General features: G+C 66.7%; 21 protein-coding genes and 1 pseudogene. 12 read left to right on the forward strand and 10 right to left on the reverse strand.

Going from position 1 to position 24,261, the window contains the following annotated elements; all coding sequences use genetic code 11:
- The first annotated feature begins 143 nt into the window (after window positions 1-143).
- The 4 genes from STRIP9103_RS35540 to STRIP9103_RS35555 all read left to right on the forward strand — a co-directional run bounded on the left by STRIP9103_RS35540 (window position 144) and on the right by STRIP9103_RS35555 (window position 5,439).
- On the forward strand, window positions 144-491 hold the full coding sequence (locus tag STRIP9103_RS35540) for a plasmid mobilization protein (RefSeq protein WP_234022385.1): 348 nt from the start codon (window positions 144-146) through the stop codon (window positions 489-491).
- On the forward strand, window positions 492-2,276 hold the full coding sequence (locus STRIP9103_RS35545; RefSeq protein WP_009330238.1) for a relaxase/mobilization nuclease domain-containing protein: 1,785 nt from the start codon (window positions 492-494) through the stop codon (window positions 2,274-2,276).
- 54 nt (window positions 2,277-2,330) lie between these two features.
- Window positions 2,331-2,738 carry a hypothetical protein gene (locus STRIP9103_RS35550; protein ID WP_009330219.1) on the forward strand — a complete coding sequence of 136 codons (408 nt, stop codon included), beginning with the start codon at window positions 2,331-2,333 and terminating at the stop codon, window positions 2,736-2,738.
- Window positions 2,739-2,907: 169 nt separating this feature from the next.
- Window positions 2,908-5,439, forward strand: coding sequence for a tetratricopeptide repeat protein (locus STRIP9103_RS35555; protein ID WP_009330215.1), 2,532 nt, complete (start codon window positions 2,908-2,910; stop codon window positions 5,437-5,439).
- On the opposite strand, the gene STRIP9103_RS50290 is transcribed toward STRIP9103_RS35555, so the two are convergent.
- The 5 genes from STRIP9103_RS50290 to STRIP9103_RS35580 all read right to left on the reverse strand — a co-directional run bounded on the left by STRIP9103_RS50290 (window position 5,416) and on the right by STRIP9103_RS35580 (window position 9,674).
- Window positions 5,416-7,203 (reverse strand): hypothetical protein, encoded by a 1,788-nt coding sequence (locus STRIP9103_RS50290; protein WP_009330225.1) that lies wholly within the window; start codon window positions 7,201-7,203, stop codon window positions 5,416-5,418. The genes STRIP9103_RS35555 and STRIP9103_RS50290 overlap by 24 nt on opposite strands.
- 297 nt (window positions 7,204-7,500) lie before the next feature.
- The gene (locus STRIP9103_RS35565) at window positions 7,501-7,905 is read right to left on the reverse strand and encodes a hypothetical protein (protein WP_009330221.1); all 405 of its coding nucleotides are present in this window, start codon (window positions 7,903-7,905) and stop codon (window positions 7,501-7,503) included.
- Window positions 7,906-7,972: 67 nt separating this feature from the next.
- Window positions 7,973-8,524, reverse strand: a complete 552-nt coding sequence (locus tag STRIP9103_RS53225; protein ID WP_009330212.1) for a DUF317 domain-containing protein — start codon at window positions 8,522-8,524, stop codon at window positions 7,973-7,975.
- Window positions 8,525-8,575: 51 nt separating this feature from the next.
- A complete protein-coding gene (locus STRIP9103_RS35575; protein WP_009330217.1) occupies window positions 8,576-8,854 on the reverse strand; it encodes a hypothetical protein in 279 nt (92 codons plus the stop codon).
- Between the two features lie 82 nt (window positions 8,855-8,936).
- Window positions 8,937-9,674, reverse strand: a complete 738-nt coding sequence (locus STRIP9103_RS35580; RefSeq protein ID WP_048821573.1) for an SPDY domain-containing protein — start codon at window positions 9,672-9,674, stop codon at window positions 8,937-8,939.
- 362 nt (window positions 9,675-10,036) lie between these two features.
- On the opposite strand from STRIP9103_RS35580, the gene STRIP9103_RS35585 reads away from it, so the two are divergent.
- The 3 genes from STRIP9103_RS35585 to STRIP9103_RS35595 are packed head-to-tail and all read left to right on the forward strand — an operon-like array spanning window position 10,037 to window position 17,084.
- Window positions 10,037-11,206: a pPIWI_RE_Y domain-containing protein gene (locus STRIP9103_RS35585; protein ID WP_009330223.1), complete on the forward strand. Its 1,170-nt coding sequence runs from the start codon at window positions 10,037-10,039 to the stop codon at window positions 11,204-11,206.
- On the forward strand, window positions 11,194-14,451 hold the full coding sequence (locus STRIP9103_RS35590) for a hypothetical protein (RefSeq protein ID WP_009330234.1): 3,258 nt from the start codon (window positions 11,194-11,196) through the stop codon (window positions 14,449-14,451). The genes STRIP9103_RS35585 and STRIP9103_RS35590 overlap by 13 nt, the downstream gene beginning before the upstream one ends.
- On the forward strand, window positions 14,445-17,084 hold the full coding sequence (locus tag STRIP9103_RS35595) for an RNaseH domain-containing protein (protein ID WP_009330232.1): 2,640 nt from the start codon (window positions 14,445-14,447) through the stop codon (window positions 17,082-17,084). Before STRIP9103_RS35590 ends, STRIP9103_RS35595 begins: the two co-directional genes overlap by 7 nt.
- A 21-nt stretch (window positions 17,085-17,105) precedes the next feature.
- Here STRIP9103_RS35595 and STRIP9103_RS47550 read toward each other — a convergent pair.
- The 4 genes from STRIP9103_RS47550 to STRIP9103_RS35620 form a co-directional block, all read right to left on the reverse strand.
- Window positions 17,106-17,980, reverse strand: a protein-coding gene (locus STRIP9103_RS47550) for an IS5 family transposase (protein ID WP_374005668.1) whose coding sequence is annotated in 2 segments (ribosomal slippage) — window positions 17,106-17,588 and window positions 17,591-17,980 — 873 coding nt in all. Because the reading frame shifts where the segments join, the coding sequence is not laid out codon by codon here.
- A 44-nt stretch (window positions 17,981-18,024) separates the two neighbouring features.
- Window positions 18,025-18,879 carry a helix-turn-helix domain-containing protein gene (locus tag STRIP9103_RS35610; RefSeq protein WP_009330222.1) on the reverse strand — a complete coding sequence of 285 codons (855 nt, stop codon included), beginning with the start codon at window positions 18,877-18,879 and terminating at the stop codon, window positions 18,025-18,027.
- 7 nt (window positions 18,880-18,886) lie between these two features.
- Window positions 18,887-19,411: a DUF6879 family protein gene (locus tag STRIP9103_RS35615; protein ID WP_009330208.1), complete on the reverse strand. Its 525-nt coding sequence runs from the start codon at window positions 19,409-19,411 to the stop codon at window positions 18,887-18,889.
- Window positions 19,383-19,640, reverse strand: a complete 258-nt coding sequence (locus STRIP9103_RS35620) for a hypothetical protein (RefSeq protein ID WP_234022386.1) — start codon at window positions 19,638-19,640, stop codon at window positions 19,383-19,385. Before STRIP9103_RS35620 ends, STRIP9103_RS35615 begins: the two co-directional genes overlap by 29 nt.
- A 56-nt stretch (window positions 19,641-19,696) precedes the next feature.
- Here STRIP9103_RS35620 and STRIP9103_RS35630 point away from each other — a divergent pair.
- A protein-coding gene (locus tag STRIP9103_RS35630) for an IS3 family transposase (RefSeq protein ID WP_086019210.1) occupies window positions 19,697-20,877 on the forward strand; the annotation gives its coding sequence in 2 pieces (ribosomal slippage) (window positions 19,697-19,961 and window positions 19,961-20,877; 1,182 coding nt in all).
- 9 nt (window positions 20,878-20,886) lie between these two features.
- On the opposite strand, the gene STRIP9103_RS35635 is transcribed toward STRIP9103_RS35630, so the two are convergent.
- On the reverse strand, window positions 20,887-21,084 hold the full coding sequence (locus STRIP9103_RS35635; RefSeq protein WP_009330227.1) for a hypothetical protein: 198 nt from the start codon (window positions 21,082-21,084) through the stop codon (window positions 20,887-20,889).
- 363 nt (window positions 21,085-21,447) lie between these two features.
- On the opposite strand from STRIP9103_RS35635, the gene STRIP9103_RS35640 reads away from it, so the two are divergent.
- The 4 genes and pseudogenes from STRIP9103_RS35640 to STRIP9103_RS47555 all read left to right on the forward strand — a co-directional run.
- Window positions 21,448-22,173: an ATP-binding protein gene (locus STRIP9103_RS35640; protein ID WP_009330229.1), complete on the forward strand. Its 726-nt coding sequence runs from the start codon at window positions 21,448-21,450 to the stop codon at window positions 22,171-22,173.
- The gene (locus STRIP9103_RS35645) at window positions 22,164-22,463 is read left to right on the forward strand and encodes a hypothetical protein (RefSeq protein WP_009330213.1); all 300 of its coding nucleotides are present in this window, start codon (window positions 22,164-22,166) and stop codon (window positions 22,461-22,463) included. Before STRIP9103_RS35640 ends, STRIP9103_RS35645 begins: the two co-directional genes overlap by 10 nt.
- A gap of 998 nt (window positions 22,464-23,461) precedes the next feature.
- Window positions 23,462-24,049, forward strand: coding sequence for an RICIN domain-containing protein (locus tag STRIP9103_RS35650; RefSeq protein ID WP_009330236.1), 588 nt, complete (start codon window positions 23,462-23,464; stop codon window positions 24,047-24,049).
- A 100-nt stretch (window positions 24,050-24,149) separates the two neighbouring features.
- Window positions 24,150-24,261: pseudogene (locus STRIP9103_RS47555) on the forward strand (FAD/NAD(P)-binding protein); the annotation flags it as partial.

Below are 24,261 nucleotides of genomic sequence, written 5' to 3' on the forward strand. Positions count from 1 at the left end.
CGGACCTGCGGCACCAGAGGGCGCCACAGGAAGACGGGGAAGCCGAAGACTCCGCTGCCCAAGCCGTCCCGAGTACGAGCGATGCTGCGCTTCCCGAACGCCGCCCTCGCCGCCGCGCCTACCAGCCCACGCATCGCGAAGACGTGATCGCCGTCCGCTTCACCGCTGATGAGAAAGCCGAGATCATCGCCGCCGCCGCCCGCAACCGCGTCTACCCTTCCGGCTACCTCGCCGCCGCCGGACTCTCGGCCGCCCGCGGTTCCACCACCCCGCTCGACTCCAACGATCAGCTCGACGCCGCCATCGACGAACTGGCCGCCCTGCGCGCCCAGATATCCCGCGTCGGCAACAACATCAACCAGATCGCCTACATCTACAACGCCGGCGGCCAGCCCCGCCCCGGCCACCTCGACCATGCCCTCAAGACCCTTCTCCACACCCTCGCCCAAGTCGACGCTGTCGCCCACGCCCTCGTACGAAAGCGCACGTAGATGGTCCCCGACATCAGCCGAGGCTCACGCACGTACGGGCTGTTGGCCTACCTCTACGGGCCCGGCAAACGCGACGAACACATCGACCCGCACCAGGTCGCCTCCTTCGACGGCTTCGCCCCCGACCCCGGCCGCGACCCCGACGCCACCCTCACCGATCTGACCCACGTCCTGGATCTGCGCGTCAATCAACTCGGCGACCGCGCCCCCAAGAACCACGTGTGGCACTGCTCGGTACGAACCGCTCCCGGCGACCGGTACCTGTCCGACACCGAGTGGGGCGAGGTCGCCCGCCGGGTCGTCCACGCCACCGGCATCGCGGAAAAGGGAGATCCGGACGGATGCCGGTGGGTGGCCGTACGCCACGCCGACGACCACATCCATATCCTCGCCACCATCGTGCGCGGCGACCTGCGCCAGCCCCGCAACTCCTTCGACCAAAAGCGCTCCCAGGCCGAATGCCGCCGCATCGAGAAGGAATTCGGGCTGCGTGAGCTCAACGCCGGAGACGGCACCGCAGCCCAGAACCCGACCAGCGCCGAGCGTTTCAAGGCCGAGCGCACCGGCCACGACCGCACCCCGCGCGAGATCCTGCGCGAAGCCGTCCGCCAGGCGGTCGCTGGAGCCGCCGACCAGGCCGAGTTCTTCACCCGCCTGACCGAAGCTGGACTGCGCGTCAACAAGCGCCTGGCCCCGTCCGGCGACACCCTCGGATACTCCGTCGCCCTGCCCGGCGACCGCAACCGTGAGGGACAGCCCATCTGGTTCCCCGGCTCCAAGCTGGCCCCCGACCTCTCCCTTCCGAAGATCCGCAAACGTCTCGCCGCCGGACCCGCAGATCAAGACCATGAGCGCGACGACGAACCGCGCTACACGCCCCCGGGCACACCTTCCCCCAGCCGATCGCAGCCCGCGCAGGCCCGTCGCCAAGCGGCACGTGCAGCCGAACGCGTCACCATGGCCCTTGGCCAGGACGAAGACGAAGACGCCGCCGCCCAGCTCGTCGGCGCCGGCGAACTTCTCGACGCCCTCGCCCAGACTTCACCCGCTGCTACCCGCGATGAACTCCGCGAGGCAGCCCGTGCCTTCGAACGCGCCACCCGCTCCCACCTCCGCGCCGAACGCGCCGACAATCGCGCCGTACGCGCCGCCGCCCGAGGAATCGTCCGCGCCGGAGATGCCCTCGGCCGAGGCGAAGACGGCGGTGCCACCGCCATGGTCTTGTCCACCCTCGTCCTGCTCGCCATCGCCGCCGCCCGCTGGCACTCCGCCCGAGGCCACGCCCAACAGGCAGCCGCCTCCGCCCAGGCCGCCCACCACCTGCGCGATGCCTACCGAGCCGCCGCCCGCACCCCGATGCGCGCAATGCGCGAGCAGGGCCGCCACCTCCCGCAGCCGATCCGCCAGCGCCACGCCGACACCATCAACGCCGCCCTGCCCAACCACCAACTCGACGGTGAGCCCGGTTGGGACGCCCTGACCGCCACCCTCGACGAGGCCGAACGCGCCGGACACGATCCGGCCGCGCTGTTGAAGAAGGCCGTCGAGTGGCGAGAGCTCGACACCGCCGACAGCGTCACCGACGTACTCATCTGGCGCATACGACGCCTGGGCAAACTCCCCGCCACAGCCAACGCTCCGCGTCGACGCAGCACGACCACCGCCAAGGACAACAAGACCAGCACGGCCAGCCGCACCGGACCACGTACAACCTCTGCGCAGACCGACACGAGCCCTGCCCCCGTTGCCTCCGCGGACCCCCGCGCGCGCGGGCCGAGGCGCTGAGCCGCAGTTCAACGCACTGGACTTGGGCCAGCGGCCCTGTTATGGCTGGAAAAGATGACGAGGGAGCTGACGCTGGTGCTGCACGACGACGCCGTACGTACGAGAACCGACATGCCGAAGCCGGAGGCTGCGGACGACCCGCTCCTACGTCTCCAGCAGGAGATGCAACCGCACGACGGCGCGTACCGGATCGAGTGCACCACTCACCCCGGCGAGTTGGTGATCACCGGCATCATCCAGATGTGTCCGGCCTGCGGAGCCCGCCGCGATTGGCTGATCATCTGCGACCGCAACCAGGTCAGCATCCGCTGCCGCTGCGCTCACCAGTGGGTCGAGCGCGAGCTGGGCCGCGCCGACTTCGAGGCGATGGCCGACTCCGGCGGCGAGGAGTACGACTCCTTGCAGGCCACCATCCAGGCTTCGGGGTATGGCGGGGAGCTGAGCGGCACCTACTGGACCTGAGCTGCGCCACGAACGCGTCGTGCCGTGGTGCTGCGAGTATCCGCTCCTTCTCCCCGTGGTCCGCCGGTCGTTGGCCATGTGCGGATGGGCCGGCACATGATCTGCTGTATGTCGGCCGGAAGCCGATACGGTGGGGCGAGCCGGACTCAGGGCAGTTCAAGGGGGTTGAGTGGAAGCGGAGTTGATGCGGCTGATCGCGTCCATCGGCACGACCGTAGTGGGGGCGATGGCGACCGACGCCTACACCGCGGTCAAGGACCGGGTGGGTGCGCTGCTGAGGCGGGGTGGCGGGGAGGGACGCGAGGAACCCGTTCTTCGTGAACTCGATGAACTGCGCAGCGATCTGAGCCTGGCCCGTGCCAGAGGCGACGAGGCAGGTGCGGCAGACATTGAGGCTGACGTCGAGATGCTGGTGCGTAGCAGATTGCGTCGGCTGCTCACGGAACAGCCGTCCCTGGCAGGTGAACTGCGGGATTTGCTCACCGAGACCGGAAATGCCGTCACCAACGGCACCATGGCGGTGGGCAGTCAGGTGTATGTGTCGAACGTCTACAACCATTACCACGGTGGGGAACCGGCGATCCCGCAGCCGTCCCTGCTGCCGGCCGCTGCGCCGTTGCCGCGCATCACCCTGGGGCCGACACGCCACTACCAGAACAACGTCGAGCTGTTGTTGCGGATGGACGCAGTCTGGGAGAACTGCCGGGCTGCCAAGGCTCCCACCACGATGTACCTGCATGGGGTGCCCGGAATAGGGACGTCCGCCACCGTGCGCGAGTGGCTGCACAGACACCAGGAAGAGCTGGCCGGCTGCCCTCAACTGCATGCTTCGCTCGGCAGGGATGCCTGGGGGAACCTGCCGGAACCCGCGGCAGTTCTGGAACGCTGGTTCAGCGAGCTGGGAGTCCCGGTGGAGGACATTCCCGCTGACCCCGGGGCCCGGTCGGCGTACTTCCGCCTGCTCGCCGCCCGCGGCCCAATCGTCGTGCTGCTCGAGGACGTTGTCCTCGCCTCCCAGGTCGAACCGCTGCTGCCGAACACCGCGGACAGTGTGGTCCTCATCACCAGCAGCTCCCGCCTGCCCAAGCTGGTTCGCACCCTGAATGCCGAACCTTTCGAGGTGGGCCCCCTGAGCTCGCAGCACAGCCGCAGGCTGCTGGTCAGCGTCGGCAGGATCGGCAGCAATGAGGCTGGATACGAGAAGGAACTGGACCTGATCGCGGACGAGTGCAGGGGACTGCCCCTCGCACTGTGTATCGCCGGGGCCCAGCTGGCAGTCGGCCACCCCGGCAGGGTGCAGGAGCTGGCGGCGGAACTGTCCGACCGCAGGACCAGGCTGGGAGCGCTCAACATGGAAGAAGAACTGTCCTCGGCTCTGGATCCTGGTTACCGCGCTCTCGCCCCCGACGCCGCGGCCGTCTATCGGTGCATCGGCCTTCACCCGGCTGAAGAGTTCGAGGTGGATCTCGTACGGGCCATGCTCCCGGACATGGACGCCGCTGCCCGGAACAGGGCTCTCCAGCAGCTCACCTTCGCGAATCTGATCGAACCGACCGGAGACGGCGGATACCGGGTGCGCCACCGGCTGATCCACGATCACGCCCACGCGTGCGCTCTCGCCGACGAACCGGTCGCGGTTCGTGAGGCGATCCTGGATCGGATCATCGGGTATCGCCTGGAGTTCGCCGAACGCATGGAGGCAGCCCTGTCCCCCCGCTACCGGCATGATCCCGCGGGAACATACGCGGCCTACGCACCGACCGGCACCGTTGACGCACCGGCGCTGATCGCGAGTCTGGAGCGGCGCCGGGAGAGCCTGGAAAACGTAGTGCGCCTGGCCCACGAGAAGGGCCGGCACCAGCAGACCTGGCGGCTGACCCAGGGGTTGCATACGTTCTACCTCAAGTGTGGCCTGCACAGCCCCTGGATCACGACGCATGAACTTGCCGTCAAGTCGGCCCAGGAATGCGGGGACACGCTGGCGCTCGCGCGGATGTACTTCGAGCTCGGCTTCGCTCATCTCGACCGGTGGAGCACCCTCCAGGGCGACCCGGAGGCCGCCCGCCGGTACTTCGAGCGCGCACTGGAACTCGTACGGCCAGAAGACGGCAACGCCACCGAAGAACAGCGGCGTACGGAGTCCAGCGTGCTGGAGGGCCTCGGCCTGGCGGAACGCAAGCTGGGGAACCCGGCCCAAGCCCTGGCGTACTACGCCTTGGGAGTGGATGCCTTGGAGGGCATCGAGCATCGGCGTGGCCATGCTCTGTTCGCCCTCCACCGGGGCGTGGCCTACACGGATCTGCGACGTCATGACGAGGCGGCACGTGAACTTCGGTCCGCACGCCGCCAGTTCGCGCGCCTGCCGGTGCCCGACCCCTACAACGAGGCCCGTGCCCTGACCCGGTACGCCGAGGACCGCCGGGCAGCAGAAAGGCCGGGCGAGGCAGTGCAGGCGCTGGACGACGCGATCGAGATCATGACGGTGAACGGTCCGCCGTACCAGCGCGCCGGCATCCATCTGCTCCGGGGCGATCTGCGGGACGAGCAGGGCGACCGCCGTGCGGCAAGGCAGGACTGGACCGCAGCCCGCGACCTGTTCCTTGAGGCGAACAGCCTCCGGGCGCAGGAGGCGGACCAGCGCCTCACGGACACCTCGGAGGCCGACGATGAGGACGAGTCACAGGGCGACGATGTCGAGTAGGCCGGTCTCGGCGTCCGGCCCGATCGCTACCTGAAGGCGCATCGGGCCGGGGCTATCGGCCCTGGACATCGTGTGGTCGAGGACCACAGAGGCCGCGATGGCGGCCGATGTCCACCAGGGGCGCCTGCCCTGCCAGCGGGCGCGCAGGCGCATGCCGCCCGGCAGCAGCGCCAGGCAGCCGTCCTCGGGTTCCTCGATGGCGAGCAGGGCACACCCGGGGTACCGGGCGGCGATATCCTCCCAGCGCGCCTTTCCGTCCAAGCGGCGCGGTCGGCCGAGCGGCAGAAGCAGTACGTCCGCCGAGCGGGGCCAGCTGGCGTCCGGATCGTCAATATCCGCCACCAGATGGGTGCCGGCCAGATGCCCTTCCACGGTGCGCCGCTGCACAGGCGCCGGATAGCGGCGCACCGTGGCCCGACGCTCGTCCGGGGCGGCCGACACGTACACCGGCCGCTGCACGGGGGAAGTGCATCCGACCGGCACGGTGGAAGGAACCGGCACCAACCGTGGCCGGGCGGGAGTCACGGGCTCGGGAAGTTCGAGCCACTGATAGAACAGGCGCCGCAGCAAAGCGGCCGATTCCCCTGGCCGTGACGTTACGGCCGTGCGCAAGTGGCGAAGTTCGGCACTGCCCTGCTGGGCTGCGGCTGCTTCCTCGAACTGCGGTAGGAAAGGCCGGTGAGCAGACAGCCGAGGAAGCACCGCACCGAGACGAGCCATGGGGGACTGAGGGGCGACCTTCGATTCCGCGAAGGACCCCAGGACTGTGGGAATTCCCAAAGCGACTCCGTACATCGTCAAAGAGCCGTGATCGCCAAGAATCCCATCTGCTGCCAGAAGCGCTGATTTCCAGGTTTCCGTGTCCGGCACGGGAAGCAGCAGCCCATGCTCGGTAAGCGGCGCCAGCCAGTTTTGCAATTGCCAAGCGCCATGGCCGTACCAGGCATTCGGATGGACTGCTGCCAGAACACGGGTTTCATCGAGTGGCAATTCCGCCAGGGCGCGACGGAGGATATCCATATCACGTTCGTCTGACGCCAGTATCGACCCGCGCCCCCACGTGGACGAGACCACAATGAGTTTCTGGCCTGGGCGAATTCCGAGAGCACGCCGGTAGTCCTCGCGGAACGGAGCACTCGCCTGCAGTTGATCGAAGCAAGGATCCCCCGCCACCACGCTCACGGGGACAGCTTCAGGGCAACTGATAGCCAGCCGCTCTCGCTGCTCCTCGTGAGAAAGAACGATCGCCGATGGAATAACTCGCCCTTCATGCATCAACCATTCAGGCGACAGGCCAAAGGCTTCCGGCTTCCGGCTTCCGGCTTCCGGCTTCCGGCTTCCGGCTTCCGGCTTCCGGCTTCCGGCTTCCGGCTTCCGGCTTCCGGCTTCCGGCTTCAATTGTTTATTATACCCGGCGCCGTGCGGTGCGCCGATCAGCGGTGTCCGTAGATTTTGAAGGTTGCCGCCACGGCTTGTGGCAATCGCCAAATCGAATTTGTGCGCTGTCGCTTCTCTCCAGGGTATGTGCAACATTCCCCGGGAAGTGAAGAATTCAAGGGTTCCCTCGTCTAGTGCCGACGACTCCGTGCAGGTGAAAACGGTCTGGATGCGCCGGTCGCCCTCGAACACGGTGAGCAGGTCAAGCAGCCGGGTCGCGGAGGTGATGTTGTGGACCACACCAAGAACGGTCCGCTCCGCTGTCACGCTCACCCAGCGCCCGCTGTCCGCCGCCATCGGCAACGGCAGCCGCCCTTCACCGCGCACGCTTCGCTCCTCGCTGTGCCATGCAGTCAACTCGCCAGACGATAACGTGCCGCTATGCCTGCGGGACCTTGTCTGTGCAGCCGAGTGCTCACATCGCGATCAACGCGTGTGTGCCAGCCTCCTCAGAGGGATCACGTCAACACCGTGCTTCGTGCACTCCCTGGAGCCGTGCCGGACATTGCTGAAGTCTGCGTATAGGCCGATGCGGTGCATGAGCCGCCGAGCCGAGTGCGGCGGCGTCGGTCGACTCATGCCCGCTGGTATGCCATGCAGGTTGAAAGAGACCGGCACCTGATTTCAGCCGGAGAGCAGTTCCAGGACGACGGTGGCCAGCGTGAGGGCGGAGTGCAAGCCCATGACCTCGACGACGGTGGGGCGGATGGTGTGGCTCCAGTCGCCGGTCAAGCCGGGCCAGGTGGCCAGTAGAACTTCGGCGCCATGCAGGCCGAGGTGGGCTGTGACGTCCACAGTGCCCTCGGTGGCGGGGCTCCAGCTCAGCAGGATCCGGCCGGGTGGTACGGAACCGGAGAGATCGGCTGCCAACCAGCTGATCTGGAAAGCGCCGGCGGGGGTGGCGGATACGTGGCGGACGAGGGCTCCGCGTACGCCGTCGGGCATCGGGTCGGCGGTCAGGGTCTGGAGGGCGACGAGGGACGGGCAGGCAGGGGTGTACGGGGGAATGGTTCCTCCATCAGCGGACAATCACGGGTGGGCCGCTGCCCCGTGCGGACGGAGGAGTCCGCACGGGGCAGCACCACGGCGGGTGAGATCAGAAGGTCGGCTCCGGGCCCAGGAGCGCCGTGGCGAACGCCTTGATGGCGGTGGGCGGGACGGCGGCGTCGAAGTCGGCGTGCCAGACCTCCTCGCCGCCGGGGGTGCGGCGGGCTTCGAAGGACCAGCCGCTGTCGGCGCAGCGGACCGTCAGATGGTTACCGGGGGCGGTGTACACACCCTCCACATCGGTGTCGTACGCGGTCCAGCCCGGCCGGTGGCGGAAGAACTCGGTCACGACGTACGCGGCGTCCTGCCCATCGAGGTACCACGGCTCCTGGTCTTCACCACCAGGGGCGACGGGATGGAGGCCGGGGTCCCAGTTCTCCTCGTGCCATCCCAAGGCGTCGGCGACGGAGCGCGGGAGGTACCCGTGCTGCCCGTCCTCGGCGATGTATGCGGCAGGGCCACTGTCGCCCTCACCTTCGACGATTCGGCCGATGACGTGGGCGAATGGCCAGTCGGGGTTGATCGCGAGGAGTGCCGGGCGGTCGGGGTCGAGAGTCTGGAGCTGGTGTATGAGCTGGCCGACGGTCGGCAGTCGGGACATGGAAGACCTCCTACAGGAAACGGGCGGGGCCGGGAGAGAACGGCGTGAGGCTCAACTGGCGTCGAGGCGCAGGAGCCCGCGCAGCACGGCCGGGCCCTCGACGGGCTCGGCGGCGCGGTGGGTGGCGAGGTGTCGCTTGCGCTCTTCGTTGACGTAGGTCTTGACGCCCCCGGAGAGCTTCCAGGTACCGCACGTGCAGACCGACTCGAAGTGGTGGCGGCCGGGGCAATCGGCGTGGAGGGGCTTGCCGGACGTTGTGTGCTTGTGGGACGGCGGGCACTCCGACCCGTCCTTGTGATGGGCTATCAGGGGAGCGCGGTGGTGGGCCAAGACAGCTCCTCCTTGTGCAGGGGCAAGGGGAAGGAGCGGTCGGCCCGGAGACGTCCGGGCCGACCGGATTGAGTGGTGTGGATCAGGCGGGGGTGAGGGTGAGGTACGCCTCGGCGCCTCGGGGCAGTTCGTAGCGTTCGACCGGGTTCGGGTCGGCGAGTGCGGTGGTGAAGGCAGCGAGGATGCTGGTTGGGGTGGTGTCGTCGAAGGAGGCCGCCCACTGCGCCGGGGCGTCGTAGTCGAGACGGGCGGTGGCCAGCCAGCGGGCGGGCGCGTGGTCCGAGTGACCGTGGCTGCCAGGTACTTGGTGGGTGAAGCGGGCCTGAAGGCGCGGCGCGTGATACGTGCGGGGCTGCTCGGTCGGATCAGGAGACCATCCCGCAGCGGCGAGAGGGGCCGTGACCGCCGAGTCATCGGCCTCGCTCCGAGCGAGGTACCGCAGCGACCGCTCCAGGCCCCTGTCCGGGGCGGCAGCCAGCGCGTCGATCACGGGCAGGAGGACCTCCTCGGGCGTTTGGTCGGTGAACAGGGTGGTCCAGGCCAGAGGGTTGAGGGCGTCGTGGCGGGCCCACAGCCGCCACAGCACGCGCTGGCCTTCGAGGCGGGGTACGGGCTCAGCCTCGGGGAGAAATTCCAAGGCCAGGCGCTGGCTGGGATCGAACACGCGCGTGTTGTCCATCCACGTTGTGTCGGTCCAACCGGAGTCGATCAGGGTCTGGATGACGGTGCCCGCGCCGTCTTCGCCGGGGCCGGCGAGGTAGCGCGGGGCGACGCGGTACAGCGGCCATTCAGCGTGGTCGAGGCTGGTGGGCGCGGGCATAGTCGGTGTGTGGAGCACGCGTGAATCCCTTCGTTGACCTGGGGCTTTCCGAGCCGTCGTACGTTCCCTTGGGCCACGCCGTGGTCTCAAGCGGGTTGCGCGTGGTTCGCGTCTGCTGTGGGCGAACTGGTGGAGCCTGAGCCGGGGGCCCAGACCGACGGAGGAGCCCACTCACGGCTGAGCGCCCGGCCCGCCGGTGAAGTCCCGTTGCTCCATTGCTGGGCATCGACGCTAGGCGTCGGAGCATGCGAGTTGACCGAACTCGGCATCGCTTGTCAGTCCCCCTGTGTATGGTGCAGAGCGCTAACCCGTCTGGAGTAGCCCCGAATACCACTGGTGGGGCATGGAGGGGGTAACGAGTCATGCCTTCTGGCGAACACGCAACAGCGCGAAGAGTCATCACGGCCGCACTGCGGGCCGGGGCGGCGTGGATCCACAGAAACGAAGAAGAACGCGCTTGGCGGGAGATGTCCCGCATGCACGGCGCCATCCTGGCGAACCTGCCGATCGGGACGGGTCCTGCGACGCCGTCCGACATGATCGACCGTCTTCCGTACCCTCTGCGGGATTGGGTACCACTGGACTGGGATCAACTGCCCGAAGACATGGGGGACCTCATCGTCCTCGAGGATGACAGCGAGCTGACTGAGCAGGCGTTCGAAGCCGGGATGAGCTATCTGGAAGCTCTCTACCGGGACGATGGGCGCTTCGACCACGGCGGAACGTGGCTGCCGGCATGGGTTCGGCAAACCGCGGAGCAGACGGAACGGTCCACCTTCCGCCAAATTCGCTCCGGTAGTCAAGCGGACTACGAAGCTGCGCGGACGATGCTCACTGAGGTGCCGTGCGGTACGGAGCAGGCCCTGATCGAGGAGTACTCCCGCCGGCGCGCCGCGCGCATGGACGTCTACGAGGTCATTCCCCAGGACCGCATCTTCCAAGGCCGTGACGCCTCTTGGTGGTGGCCGTGTCCGCAGTGCGCCTATCCCATGGTGCTGCGTGGCGGGCAGCTGCGATGTGAGTACCCGCCGCACCAGGGCCGATTCGGGCTTCTTCCGGACAGCAGCCGTGGCGGCAAGCCTCCGCGCATCACCGGCACAAGCGCCCGGTTGAAGACGGCCGCCGAACGCGCGGAGGGTGTCCTGTGCGTGAACTGGGCGGTCTGGCGCTACATCACGTGTCCGGGCCTGGCCGAAGTGGCGCTGATGCTGTGGCTGGAGAAACAGTCCGGGGTGCGGGTGGAGCGCTGGGAGAACATGGACGAGTGGGATATCGGCGTGTACCTGGAGAACGGCTGGAGCTGCCGGGTGGACATCAAGGACCACAAGGACCCGCAGACGATCATCGACCGGCCGCCGAGCGGTGAGATCGTCGTTGTCCCCAACTACCGCAGCAGCCAAGTCAACGCGCTCCAAGCCGGCCTCGATCCGCTCCGTACGCCTGATGGCCACCGGTACACGGTGTTCACCGTCAGCCGCTTCAAAGCTGCTGTCACCAAGCGTCTCAAGGGGGAGCCCGCATGGCGCCCGTGAACAGCGGCAAGCACTCGGTCAGCGTTCCGCTCACAGTCCGGGCAGCGGTACTGCTCGCCGCGCGGGTCTTCCCCAACCGTGCTCGGGAGGACCAGGCAGCCTGGAGGCGTGTGGTTGACCTCAACGATGCCCATTACCTCGCCACAGGGCAGCTGCATCTGTGGGACGCGTGGCCGGATCTAGCGGACGAAGACCGGGTGCGGATCACTCGCATGCTGCGGCAACGCCCTGCGTTTCTCTCCTCCCGCACGGTGTTCCTCGACGAAGCTGCAGCGCTCCTCAAGAGTGGTGGGGCAACGGAGTTTGCCCAGGCGGACGGGGAGCATCACGTGCTGGTACTTTCCAGCACGGCTCTGGAAGCACGGATCGACGCCCTGCTCGATGAGCTGGAGAGCAACGCCGCGAAGGGGATCTCGTTCCCTGAGCCGGCGCGGCCTGGCTCGTACATCTCCGACCTCCGCATCCGCGACCCCCTGAGCCCTTCTGGCCGTGTCGTGGACGTGTTCTACAACCTTGACTACCAGGGGCCTGCAGCTGCGAGCAGGGTGCAGACTCTCGCCGCTGCACCGGTGATGGATGAGGTGACCATCCCCTTCGCCGAGCTGGAACGCATCGCGAATCGGCTCGACACGCTGCGCGGTCAGACCTACCGGTGCAAGGCGGTCGCAGACATCAGGGAGCATGCCCGAGGCCGGGACGGAGCGAGCTTGGGAGAGGTACTGGATGTCGTATCCGGCCCTCTGCGCGTCTTTCATGCTCCTACCGGCATGGGGAAGAACGTGCTCAGCGAGCTGGTTGCTCTTTGGTGCGCGCAGGCCGGCCTGGTGATGTCTCTGGTCGTACCGCAGAACGCGCAGGTACTGGCCGCTGTTCACCGTCTGCGGCAGGACCTGGACGACCTGGGAGTCCAGGCGCAGGTCACACCGATCATCTCCCCGGCATCCATGCAGGAATTGGCCGAACAAGCGGCCAGCAACCCGCAGGACGAGCCCGCCTTTCGTTCCTGGGTGTACCGGGAGATGTCGTACAGCTGCCCGCTGACCGGCCACGCCACCGTGTCGTCGGCTGCGGTGGACTCGTGGTCTCCAGGCCAGGAGCCGTGTGACCAGCTCAAGCCGAACGGCTCGGCCGGGCGCAAGGTGTACTCCTGCCCGTGGCGCGGAAGCTGCGGGAAGTTCCGGCACCACCGTGCCGCCGCCTCGGCGAACATTCTGGTGACCAACCACGCGAACTTCCTTACGGGGCACATCCACGTGCCCCTCCAGGGCCGCCCGGCACCGGGGCGCAACATGACCACCGAACAGCTCTTGCTGCACCGCAGCCATCTGGTGATCATCGACGAAGTCGATGCGCTGCAGGCCCTGGCCTTCGATCGCGCGGCCAGACAGGTACTCCTCGCCCGGGACGGTTCTTCTCAAACGCCCGTACGCGATCTCGACGCGCAGTTCAGACAGCACTGCCACCGCCTCGACATGAGCGTCGAGCAGTACCTGCGTCCCCTCATCACGCACCTGATGTGGCTGGCCGAGTCGTACGTGTCCCACCTCGTGGGAGGAGTCATTCACCCCGACCGCGAACGGCGCAGCATGGTCGTGCCCCGACGGTGGGACGGCATGATCGCCGCCCGGATTTTCGGTCTCCCCACCGGTGAGCGCCCCAGCCCAGAGCAAATGCAGGCCGTCAACCAGCTCTACAAGCGAGAAGGCCCTCTGGAGTTCGCGGACACGGTGGAGGGCCTGGCCGAGCTGCGCACCCTGCTCTCGTCCATCACCGACCTGTCGGGCGGACTCGACAAACTGAACCACGCCACGCTGAAGCTCATCGAGGACGCGTTCTCCCGCATCACCGGCGAGACAGACGAGAAGCGGCTTCATCCCCTGGCCCTGTTCTCCGCCCGACGTGCCTACCTGGAGGAAATGCGCAGCATCCTCCACCGCATCGTCAGCGTCGCTGCTCCGCTCCAAGGCGCCGGCATCTCCGCCACGAACGACCTTGCCGATGCCCTCGCCTCACACGTCCCCTGGCGCGCCGCGCCCTATGGCCCGCTCGGCCGTCCGCTGTTCGCCTTCTCCGAGTCTTTCGACCCCTCCGACCGACGCCAGACCGCCCTCCATCTAAAGTCCTATGTCGGCGATCCCCACTCCCACATTGCTTATCTGGGAGACGTGACCGCGCTTGCTCACGCCGGCACCCGCCGAGCTGTGATCGGTATGTCGGCCACAGCCTTCATGCCCTACGCCCCACGGCACCACATCCTGCAAAGGCCGACCTGGTACGTGCCGGACGACGTCAACGGAAGCCTCACCGTCGAGCTGCAACCAGGTCAGGACAACGGGGTCAACGTCGTTGTCTCGGGAACCGACGGAGAGAACCGAGAACGCTCGTACGAAGCCATGGGGCGCAGCATCGGGCGGGATCTGCCGCCGCAGCTTGCTGCGGTCGCTGCCGATCCGACCACCGCTCACCGCGCCTATGCCCTCCTCGCTCCCACGGCGTACGGCGCCGGGCCGGCCATCGCCCGAGGGATGATTGCGGCAGGCGTCAAGCCGTCCGAGATCTGCGTGGCTGTCCGGTCCCAGGACATGGCGTACTACGAGCGGAACCCACCCGGCTGGGTACCCATCCCCAGCGACCGTCTCGAGCAGTTCCCTCACGCGGTGGGGCACGGCCAGTGCCGCTACCTCATCGCCCCCATGGCCCGAGTGGAGCGAGGCCTGAACATCGTAGACAAGGCCGGCCGGTCACTGCTCCATGTCGCAGGCCTGGTCAACCGGCCAGTCCCGGTGATGGAAGACCCGCCGGTGCTGCTCTCCCTCGTGAACTCCATCGCCTACCGCCAGCACCAGCCGGGGGCCACACCGGCCGCCGAACTGGAGCGCCTACGCATCCAGGCAGGTCAGACCTTCGATGACATCCGAAGCGGCCAGGGGTACTTCAAGACCCTCGGGACGGACGTCAAGCTCGCCATCGTCGCAGAGATCCTGACACGCCTCATCCAGCTCGGCGGCCGTACGCGCCGCGGTGGGGACCCCGGTCTGCTGCGTCTGCTGGACGCAGCATTCACCGACACCGCCTCCCACTCCACCCTCCCCGCCCTCCTCGGCCAGCTACGCACCGAGTGGCACGAGCGAGGTGAGATGCCCCTGATCGATGAGATTTACCGCACGACCATGGCCGGTGCCCTCCTCGGCCTGGCAGACCACGCGTCCACGCAGACGGAAGAACAGGAGTTCCCTGAGTGGTGAACGTCGACAGCGGCCAGAGCCTCTTCACCCTGTCCTTCCCCATGGACGAGCGCCTGCTGGGCGAGGTGCACGTCTATCCACTACCCGAGCAGTTTCCATCTGCCTGGAATCGACTGCCCAAGCCTCAGGGCAAAGACGCCATGCAGCCGATCGCCTCCCTACAGACAGCCGCCCGTGCAGTCACCGGGGAACGCCTGGTCTTCACCGACCCCAACCGCCCGTCGTTCACCGGCCCCTGGGCCAGGCGCACCCTCCTCATCACCCCCGGCCCGCTTGACCCCATTGTGCTCGGCAACCTGGTGCGCGAGTGGGAGGCCCGTATCCCCGGGCACGAACGGCGAGACACACTCGCCCCGATGCTGGAGCCGCAAGACGGTGGCCCGTATGCGCTGAGTGAAGTTCTGCAACGCGACCAGGGACGCATCATCGGCCCTTACTGGGCATTCCGAGTAGCGGGCTGGAAACTCGCGAACCTGCTCGCCGCCCAGCCCATGCACATCGATGACCAACTGCCCGGACCGCTGCCCTTCCTCCTCGACAGCGAAGGCGACCTCCTTGCCTGGGAGTCGCCGCTGACGCACGAGAAGACATGGGTGGACGAGGAGAGCGGCAAACGGAAGCGGATCGTCGGTTACGCGATGGAGCGCATCCATATCGAAGTGGAACCGGCACCAGGCGGGCGCGTCCTCGTCGCTCACCTGTCGGCGCGCATCTCGCGCGTCGCCAACCACTGGAAGGGCATCCGTAACGTCCTCGTACGGCATTCCGTCAACCCGGGTGTGGTCCTCAAAGCGCCGATCAGGACCCGATGGGAAAAGGGACCGGACGGCTTCATGCAGGCGAAGGCGGTCGAGTACGTCGGGGCTACGGCCCAGATTGTCGAGGCATGCGGTGTCGGCCGCCTGCCAGAGCCGCCCACCGACCTCGATGTGCTGAGCGACGTGCGAGGCGTGCACCGCACGGGCAGACACCCGATCGACAAAGGCGTCGGCGCCATGTTCCTGGCCAAGCTAGAGGATCACGCCACCCGGCTATTCGAACAGCCCCCCGTCACGTACGACGCCACCAGTATCAGAATCAGTAAGCCCACCACCGACTTCCTGCCCTACGTCCCGGCCGACAAAATCGCTCCTGCCCTGAAAAACGCCGACATCAGAGCACTGCGCACTGTCGTCCTGTATGAATCGCCCGAATGGAAGAAGCGAGTACTCAGGCAGCTCGCCCGCGACTACGCCCTCCCGGCCTTGGCCGAACTGGACGACGAAGTTCCGCTTCAGGTTGCACCAGGGTTCGAGCTGGTCGCGATGCATCTGCCCGAACTCATCTGCCACGGCGACCAGGACCGGGGCCTGATCCTCAACAGCTTGCCCTGGTTCAAACGCTCCACAGAACGTGACTTGGTCACGGCTCTGTGTGAAACCCGCTACCTCACTGACCAGGAGAAGGAAAACAAGGTCACAGATGCCAAACACGCCCTCAAGATCCTGTTCGCCGAACGCGGCATTCCCTCCCAGTTCATCACCATGGACTCCGATCCCGGAGACCCTTACCGGCTGAACATGCGAGACCGCGTCGAAAGGTCCAAAGCCCGAAAAGCCGGACTCCCCGAACCAGCAGTCGACTACAAGGACGACAACGCCGTCCAAATCGCCCTCGGCAGCCTTCAGTCGGATTCCGGCATCATCGACAACCGCCTCGCCGCTGCCGCGTTCCACCGCAACGCCAAGGACACAGCCCTCGACCGTGAAGCTGTCGCCGTCGGGCTGTGGACCCGCCTCCACCGCTTCGAGCAAGTCAACGGCCGCCCCAAACGCGCCGCTGTCCTGGCCGTCACCCTCGTCGCTATGCGCATCACGCTCGGTGAGGACAAGAACGGCGAGGACAAGTACTGGCCCACCCTCATGTACAGCGACCAAGGATGGCTCCGCCTCGCCAGGGCACGCGCGCTCCACCACGCCGGCCCCATCGGCAAGAAGGGCCACCACCTACGCAAGGAACAACAAGGCCCAGCAAACGTCTGCGACTACGTAGACCGTGCCCTGGCCGCCCTTACCCAGAGCTACCCCATCATCGTCTTCACCGAGCAACGCAAGGGCATCTGGCCCGGCCTGTCCAACGAGAGACTGGGTGACCCGCGTATCCCGGGACAGCGGCTCATCGCGCAGGGGTGGGACATCTCTGTTGTCCGTGTCGGCAACGGACAGGGAACCCCCCAGCCATCACGGCGCACCGGTGGAGGGGGGAAACTCCCGAAGAACCCCGAGCAGCCCGTCATGCCCGAAAAGATTCTCTACCTCTCCAGTCACGGCGGCGCCAACTCCTGGCTGTTCGCAGGGCAGTCCCGTCAACACGCAGGCGGTCAGCGCACCGGAACCCAACACACCCGCCGGACCCTCCCCAGCGGGCAACTCGCCCAGATGAGCGCACCGTTCCACGGCATGACCCGTAGCGAATACGTCGTCGCCCATCCTGGCAGTTGGCGCGAAGAACAGCTTGCCGGTCTTGCCGCCCGGATCTCGGAGCAGGCCGCCATGTGGGACGGGCGCACCAACCTCCCCGCTCCGCTCCACCTTGCCAAGAGCGCCGACGAAAAACATCCTGCCTTCATCGACCAAGAAGGGCTGAACGACTAGGGTGCGTTTTGAAAGTGCTGGTCACAGCCACTCGTTGATGGCTGCGACCAGCACGGTCGCCTCGTAGCGAACTGCCAACTTGTCGTATCTCGTGGCGACAGCGCGGTGCCGCTTGAGGCGATTGATTCCGCACTCGACCGCGTGGCGCTCCTTGTAGTCGGCCTTGTCGAACTTAGGTGGCCGGCCGCCGTGGGAGCCGCGGTTCTTGCGGTTGGCGATCTGGTCGCGCTTCTCCGGGATCGTGCAGCGGATACCGCGCTTGCGCAGGTAGGCACGGTTCGCGCGGGAGCCGTACGCCTTGTCGGCACGCACCTTGTCCGGCCGGGTGCGCGGGCGGCCCGACCCGAGCCGGGGCACCCGGATGCGGCCCAAGACCACCTGGAACTGCGGGGAATCACCGCGCTGTCCTGCCGTGATGACCAGCGACATCGGTTTCTGGGCCTGCTCGACCGCCAGGTGGAGCTTGGTTGTCAGCCCGCCCCGGGAGCGTCCGAGCCCGTGGTCGTCGGGCTCGATGAACACACCGCCTGGCGGCTCGATCTGCAGATCCCCTTTTTGCGGGCGCCGGCCGCATGCTGGTGGGCGCGGGCGATGGTCGAGTCCACCGAGACGTCCCAGGTGATCAGTCCCTCGGCGTCGGCCTGGGCCTGCAGCTGTTCGAAGATGCGGTGCCAGGTGCCGTCCCGCTGCCAGCGGCGGAACAGGCCGTAGACCGTCTCCCACGGGCCATAGCGCTCGGGCACGTCCCGCCAGGGAGCACCGGCGCGGGTGCGCCACCGTATGCCGTCTATCAGTTGCCGCTTGGTGTGCACCGGTGGCCGTCCAGGCTTCTTGCCGACCGGGAGCAGGGGCTCCAGCTTCGCCCACTGTGTATTCGTCAGATCATGCCGCCCCACGAAGTGGGATCTTGACACATCAAGATCCACATATGAAACGCACCCTAGTAGCTCGGCATCTGATCGAAGTGGTGGATCGCTGTGAGGATGAGGTCTCGGACGGCGCTTCCGTAGACCGCTGACTGCTGCAAGAGGGCGAACGCCTTGGTGTACAGCTCGATTTCGCGGGGCTGGGTGACGGAGAACTCCGCCGAGTAGGTCTCGACGAGGACGAGCTTGTCGTCGAACATCGAGAAAGAGTTGCCGGGCCAGATGCCGATGGGTGCGGATCTGGGGATGATGCCCAGGCTCAGCCGGGGGAGCCGCATCACCGCAAGCAGGCGGTCGAGCTGTCCCTTCATCACCTCGGGGCCGCCGAAGTTGGTGTAGAGGGCCTGTTCGCCGAGGACCACGTTGAAGATCCGGTTGCCCCGGTACAGGTACTGCTGCCGTTCGAGCCGCTTGGCGGTGGCGGCTTCCGCGTCGTCGGGGATCTCGTAGTAGTCGACGACCTGTCTGAACGTCTCGGCCGCGTAGTCCGCCGTCTGGATCGTTCCCCACACCAGCGTCGGGTGCCAGATGCGGAAGACCTTGGTCTTGGCGTAGACCGGCAGGGCCTTGCGCTGCCGGTGTTCCGCCCCGGTCTGCAGCTGCCGGCGCCACTCAAGCCACAGCTCGTCGATGTGACGCACTGTGGCTATCAAGTCATCAAGGTGCTCTTGCCTGTTGGTCTTGATGCACCAGACACGGATGTCGTCTTCGCTGGGGTTCTGCTTGCCGTTCTCCAGCCGGGAGACCTTGGACTCGGCCCAACCCGTGGCCACGGCGAATGCCCGGCCGCTCGCGAATCCGGCGTCCTTCCGGAATCCGCGCAGCCGGGCACCCAGTGCCTCTCGTGCTTCTTGAGCTTGGTTATTCACTGATGGGTCAGGGCTTGTACTCGGCGTGTGGGATGGCGGCGGTCCAGAGCAGGCCACGCACGCGGACGCACTCGGCCACGGTGTCCGGGTCCTCGACGATTTCCGATCCCAGCACTCGGCCCTCGGGGTCGAAGTGGCCGACGGCGAGGAGACGGTCGTCGTACAGCCACCAGTCGTTGCCGCCGACGGGGAAGTCGATGCCTTCCGGCAGACGGTGCCGCGGGAGCCATCGGATGTCCTCGCCGGCCTCCTGGTTGAGGTGGGTCAACGAGTGCTCCCAGCCGACGTACTGGGAGTGCGGCTCGGTGATGACCCGGACGCGCCGGACGGTCTTCCCTTCGCCCGTGACGCGCTTCATGAGCGTCATCCAGGGGTCGAGCCACGCGTAGTCGTCGGGCTCGCCCCGCTGCCAGCGCGCGTAGGGCGTGTCCTCGATGGGAGACCCGTAGTCGTCCCTCAGCTCCAGGTGGAAGGCATCGCGTTCGAAGCTGTTGAACAGCTCGTCACGCTGGGCCGAGGTGATCAGGTCCACTGTTCTCCTCCAGTAGGGCCGTGATCGAGGACTTGGGGACCTCGATGCAGGTCTCATAGTCGGGCATCCGCATCTGGCTCAGAGCCTCGGGATCGTGCATTTCCGGCCCCTGCAGGATGCATGTGCCCTGTTCTGTGACGATCATGATCGGGGCGGTGAAGCTCTTGATCTCGCCGGTTGCGTGCCCATCCTTCGTGAGGTGCTCGAACAGCTCGGTCTGAGGGGCCACGAAGTTTCCGGACAGGCACCCAATAGGGTTGTCCTGAACAAGGAAGCGAGGAAGAAGTGGCGCCACCCAGTAAGTACTCGCCGGAGTTCCGCGAGGAAGCCGTCCAGATCGCGTTGAGGTCAAGCAAGACGATCTCCGAAGTCGCCCGGGAGCTTGAGCTGAACTCGGAGACGCTACGCGGCTGGGTGAAGAAGTACCAGAAGCAGCAGGAACCGGCCCCCGAGGCGGAACTGACGGTGAACGAGCGAGCGCGCCTGAAGGAACTCGAACGACGCAACCGCGAGCTGGAGATGGAAGTTACCTTCCTGAAAAAAGCCGCAGCGTACTTCGCGAAGGATCCCCGGTAGCAAGCAAGTACGAGTTCATCGACGAGATGCGGCTCGACACCGAGAAGTACGCATACAGCGTCGAGTTCATGTGCGGCCGACTCGGCGTCTCCAGATCCGGCTACTACGACTGGCGATCCCGCCCAAAATCCGCGACCGCCCAGCGGCGCGAAGAACTGAAATTGCTCATCGAGAAAGCCTTCGACATGTCCGACAGCACCTACGGGCACAGGCGCATCCAGGCCCAGCTGCACCGCTGGGACGTCGCCGCGGGCGTGGAGCTGGTCCGCCGCCTCATGCGCGAACTGGGCCTGATGCCCTGCCTGCCACGACCGAAGAGGTTCAACCTCACTCAGGCTGCGGCCGGCCAGGTGCTGGACCTCGTCGGCCGCGACTTCACCGCGGATGCGCCCGGCGAGAAGCTCGTCGGTGACATTACCTATATCGCGACCGGGGAAGGCTGGCTGTACCTCGCAACGGTCATCGACTGCTGCACGAAGGAAGTCATCGGTTACGCCATGGACGACCACTACCAAACCTCACTGATATCCAGGGCGATCCGTAACGCGGCACGGAACAGGAACCTCTCGGCCGACGCGATATTTCACTCGGATCGCGGAAGTAACTACATGTCAGCCGAGTTCGGGAGGACGCTGGACCGGTTCGGGCTCCGCAGATCTGCCGGCCGCACCGGGATCTGTTTCGACAACGCCATGGCCGAATCATTCTTCGGTGCCCTGAAGAACGAGCGCGTATCAAGGGTGACTTACCTGACCCGCGAGGCCGCCCGGCAGGACATCACTCGCTACATCGAATTCTGGTACAATCGCAAACGCCTCCACTCGGCGGTGGGTTACCGCCCTCCGCGCGAAGTCCACGCCGAGTATGAGAAGTTGCGAATCGCCGCGTGAAATAAACGGTCAGAAGCCTGTCCGGAAAACGCGAGGCCCCTCAGTCGGCACCTCGATCACCGTCTGGCCCTTCGGCACGTCGAGCCGAATGAGCAAGTCGTTCGCGAACACCTTCCAGCCTTGAATGACGTAGCTGTCCTGGTCACTGGCGTACAGGGTGGGGCTGTCTCCGGGGGTGGAGTTCTTACCAAGGAACCGTAGCTTCACGGCTGCTCTCCCGTCCGCTGCCTTGCGCTGGTTTGCGCGACACGACGATGGTCAGCGAGGTGCTCTACGCCGTCAATCGACTTGCTGCAAACTCGCGCAATCTTCTTGGGGGTTGAGAGACAGCCGTCCTACGGTCGTCTCCAAACCTGAGCAACCAAGGGAAGCCGGCGGACGCGCCTGTGGTGCGGCGCCGAGAGCAACCTTCCTGCCCGTGACGTGCGGAGGACAGCGATGGCTCTTGCCTTGCAGAGTGCAACCGCTCCCGAGGCGACGCGCGGGAGATTACTGAGCGCTTCCGGCGGCATAGCCAGTGCTGGTCCGTCGCAGGGAAGGGTTCCGCAGGTACACGGTCCGGGGAGAGACATGGACCAGCCAGTTCGCTTCGTCGTCTCCTGCACCCGCGCACCGCAGCGAGTAGGGCAACTGCGCCGGATCAGTGCCGCTCACCTCCGGCTGTGGGGGATTGGCTCCTGCATCGACACAGCCAACCTGCTCATCAGCGAGTTGGTCACCAACGCCATCCGGTACGGCGAGACGGAGGACATCAGCTTCTCCGTCTCGTACTGGCGGGGCGAGGTCCGCATCGAGGTGGCTGACGGAACTCCGAGCCGACCGCAGGTGAAGAGACCGGCCGCCGACGAGGAGAGCGGTCGCGGCATGCTGATCGTCGAAGCCCTCGCCGAGGACTGGGGGACCAGCGAGGACGGCACACTCACGTGGTGCACCATCGCCGTACCGGAACCGGTGGTGCCCAAGTCGGGGTTCTGGTGCGAGTGGCGCCAGGAAGACGGCAAGCAGCTCGCCCTCGCGGCCATGCCCACGCCGGACCGCGCGATCCGCTGGGCTCGCATTCAGATGCGCGTCATCGCCTCGGCCATCGACGCGTCGGTGGTCGGCTACGTCTGGGACTGGCTGTCCGACGGATGGCGCGAGCCCGCCGAAGCCCTGAAGAACGGCGAGGAGTTCACACTCCCCCTCTCGGCCGACCCGTACAAGTTCGTCTGGCATGCCCGTCCGGTGCGCTTCGTGCCCGTGGTCGGCGGAACCCCCCTGCCGTACCTCGCGGACGAGGGGCCGGAATGGGACTGAAGCCCGCCGAGCTGTGGAGCCGGTTCGACTGGCAAGGCGGGAACTGCTTCAGGTGCGAGCGGACCGGACTTCCCGTGACGGAGATCGGCGATATCACCGTGGCAGGCGAGACCTTCGCCCTCCAATCCTGCCAGTGGTGCGTGTTCAGGCTCGAACAGCTCCACTACACGATGAGTGAGCGAGCCGTCCGCCGCCCGCGCCCCCGGACGCCCGCGCCCGCACCGCCTCGCCCCATCACCCAGTGGCCCACCAGCGCGCCACTCGACAGACCGCCCGCCCATGTCGCGTAGCTGGGCAGCCGCGCTATGGGCGGGCCGACGCCCCTGCTGTCCGCCCCTATGCGTACTGACAGTTGCATCGAAGCGCCGGGGCAGGCGTTGGGCAGAAAGGTGGCGCGGCGCGTTCAGCGGCCGTGACGAGAGTCCGTGCCACCAGGGGCGGGACGTGATCGGAGCGTGGCGGCGGCCAGTAGATACTCCCAGTAGAACCGACGCCGGTCGGCGAGGCTGACCGGGCCGAAGATCGAGGAACTGGTGGTCGACTCCCACGGCCGGATCCGTCGCAGGGGAACTGGGCGGCAACTGCGCCGTTCGCGGTGCTGGCAACCGAGATGATTGATGCGTCACCGGAGGCGTCGCGCTGCGGATCGCCGAGGCTGTGAACGGGCACGGGCTACGAAGGCGCGCGTTCTGGACATGTGTTCGGCGTACCGCGCCACTCCGTGCGCGGCCGGGACGGCGACATCATGCCCCGCCAACGGTATTCCCTCTCGGGGAAGATCGCTGCCGGATGTAAGGCGGCGGCCGAAATCGGCACCCCAGAAAAACCGAGGAGCGGATCCTGCCAGGAGGTCACGCAACCTCGTTGATGGAGCACCGCCGTGCACGACAACACCAAACCACGGCAGTGAAGGCGACGCCCGCGGGGATGAAGTCCAGATGCCCCGCGGTGACGTCACTGTTCTGGGCGATGCCAGGGAAACCGGGAGCTCAGGGCCCGTGCGGCGGCGCCCACCGTTGCCGTCGTGATCGCGACGGCGCTCAGTCCGGCCAGGCCCGTGGTCAAGTCGTTGCTCCACCGTAGCGCCGGTAACGCTCACCTGGCGGAGCCGAGTGCATCGTTGGTACTCGCCCCGACCGGCTCGTACCACAGTTCCACAGCATGTCGCGCCCACAGCGTCAAGAAAGCGCTTTCAGTCAAAGTTTTCGAACGATCTAGCGAATCATCAGACCTGCCTGATTGGGTACTCTCGGTGACACCAACGGCACCAAGAGTAGGGAGAAGTCTCATGGGTACCTCACGCATCAGGAATGCCTTCGCGGTCATTCTGACCGGAGCACTGATGGCCGTCGCCAGTCCGGCGATCGCTTCCGACCCGGCGCCGAGCGGCTCCTGGGCCCCGAACCCTCTGCCGCTGTCAACCCTTAAGGAAGAGGCAGCAGCTGCCCCGATTGTTGGGCTCAGGAACGCGAAGTCCGGGAAGTTCCTGCAGCCGACGGGCAACGGCACCGCCAACGGCACGAGAGTCGTCCAGCAGCCGGGGAACGACCAAAACTCCTCGCAGTACTGGGACATGATCCAGGACGGCAACTACTTCAGCTTCGACAACGGCCGCGCGAGCAGAAACCTGGGCATTGACGGCGCCAGCACCGCGAACGGCGCCTCGGCCATCATTGCGAACCCGTCCGGCGACGCCAACCAGGACTGGATAGTAATTCCGGTTTCGGGTGGGGCGACGGACGATGCCGTCCTGCAGAACCGCAAGAGCGGCAAGTGCCTGGGCATTGACGGCGCCAGCACCGCGAACGGCGCACAGGCCGCCCAGTTCACGTGTGACGGGTCGGAGAACCAGCGCTGGCACCTCGACCTCCTGTGATCGAGCGGTCATCGACGGTTCCGGGCCGCGGTCTCTGCCGCATTCGGTCCGGACTCTCGGGCTAGCCTGAGCAACCCCCGTCAGAATCTGCCGTCAGGGCTTTCCGGACCGGCGGATACAGGGCGCGTATCTGAGGTGGGTGTACGCGCGGGCGGTGGCGGCGCTGCCCGAGGGGGTCACCGTCCGGCACCATCCGTATCGTGCGCTGCGGG

Source organism: Streptomyces ipomoeae 91-03, from assembly GCF_000317595.1.
Taxonomy (GTDB): domain Bacteria; phylum Actinomycetota; class Actinomycetes; order Streptomycetales; family Streptomycetaceae; genus Streptomyces; species Streptomyces ipomoeae.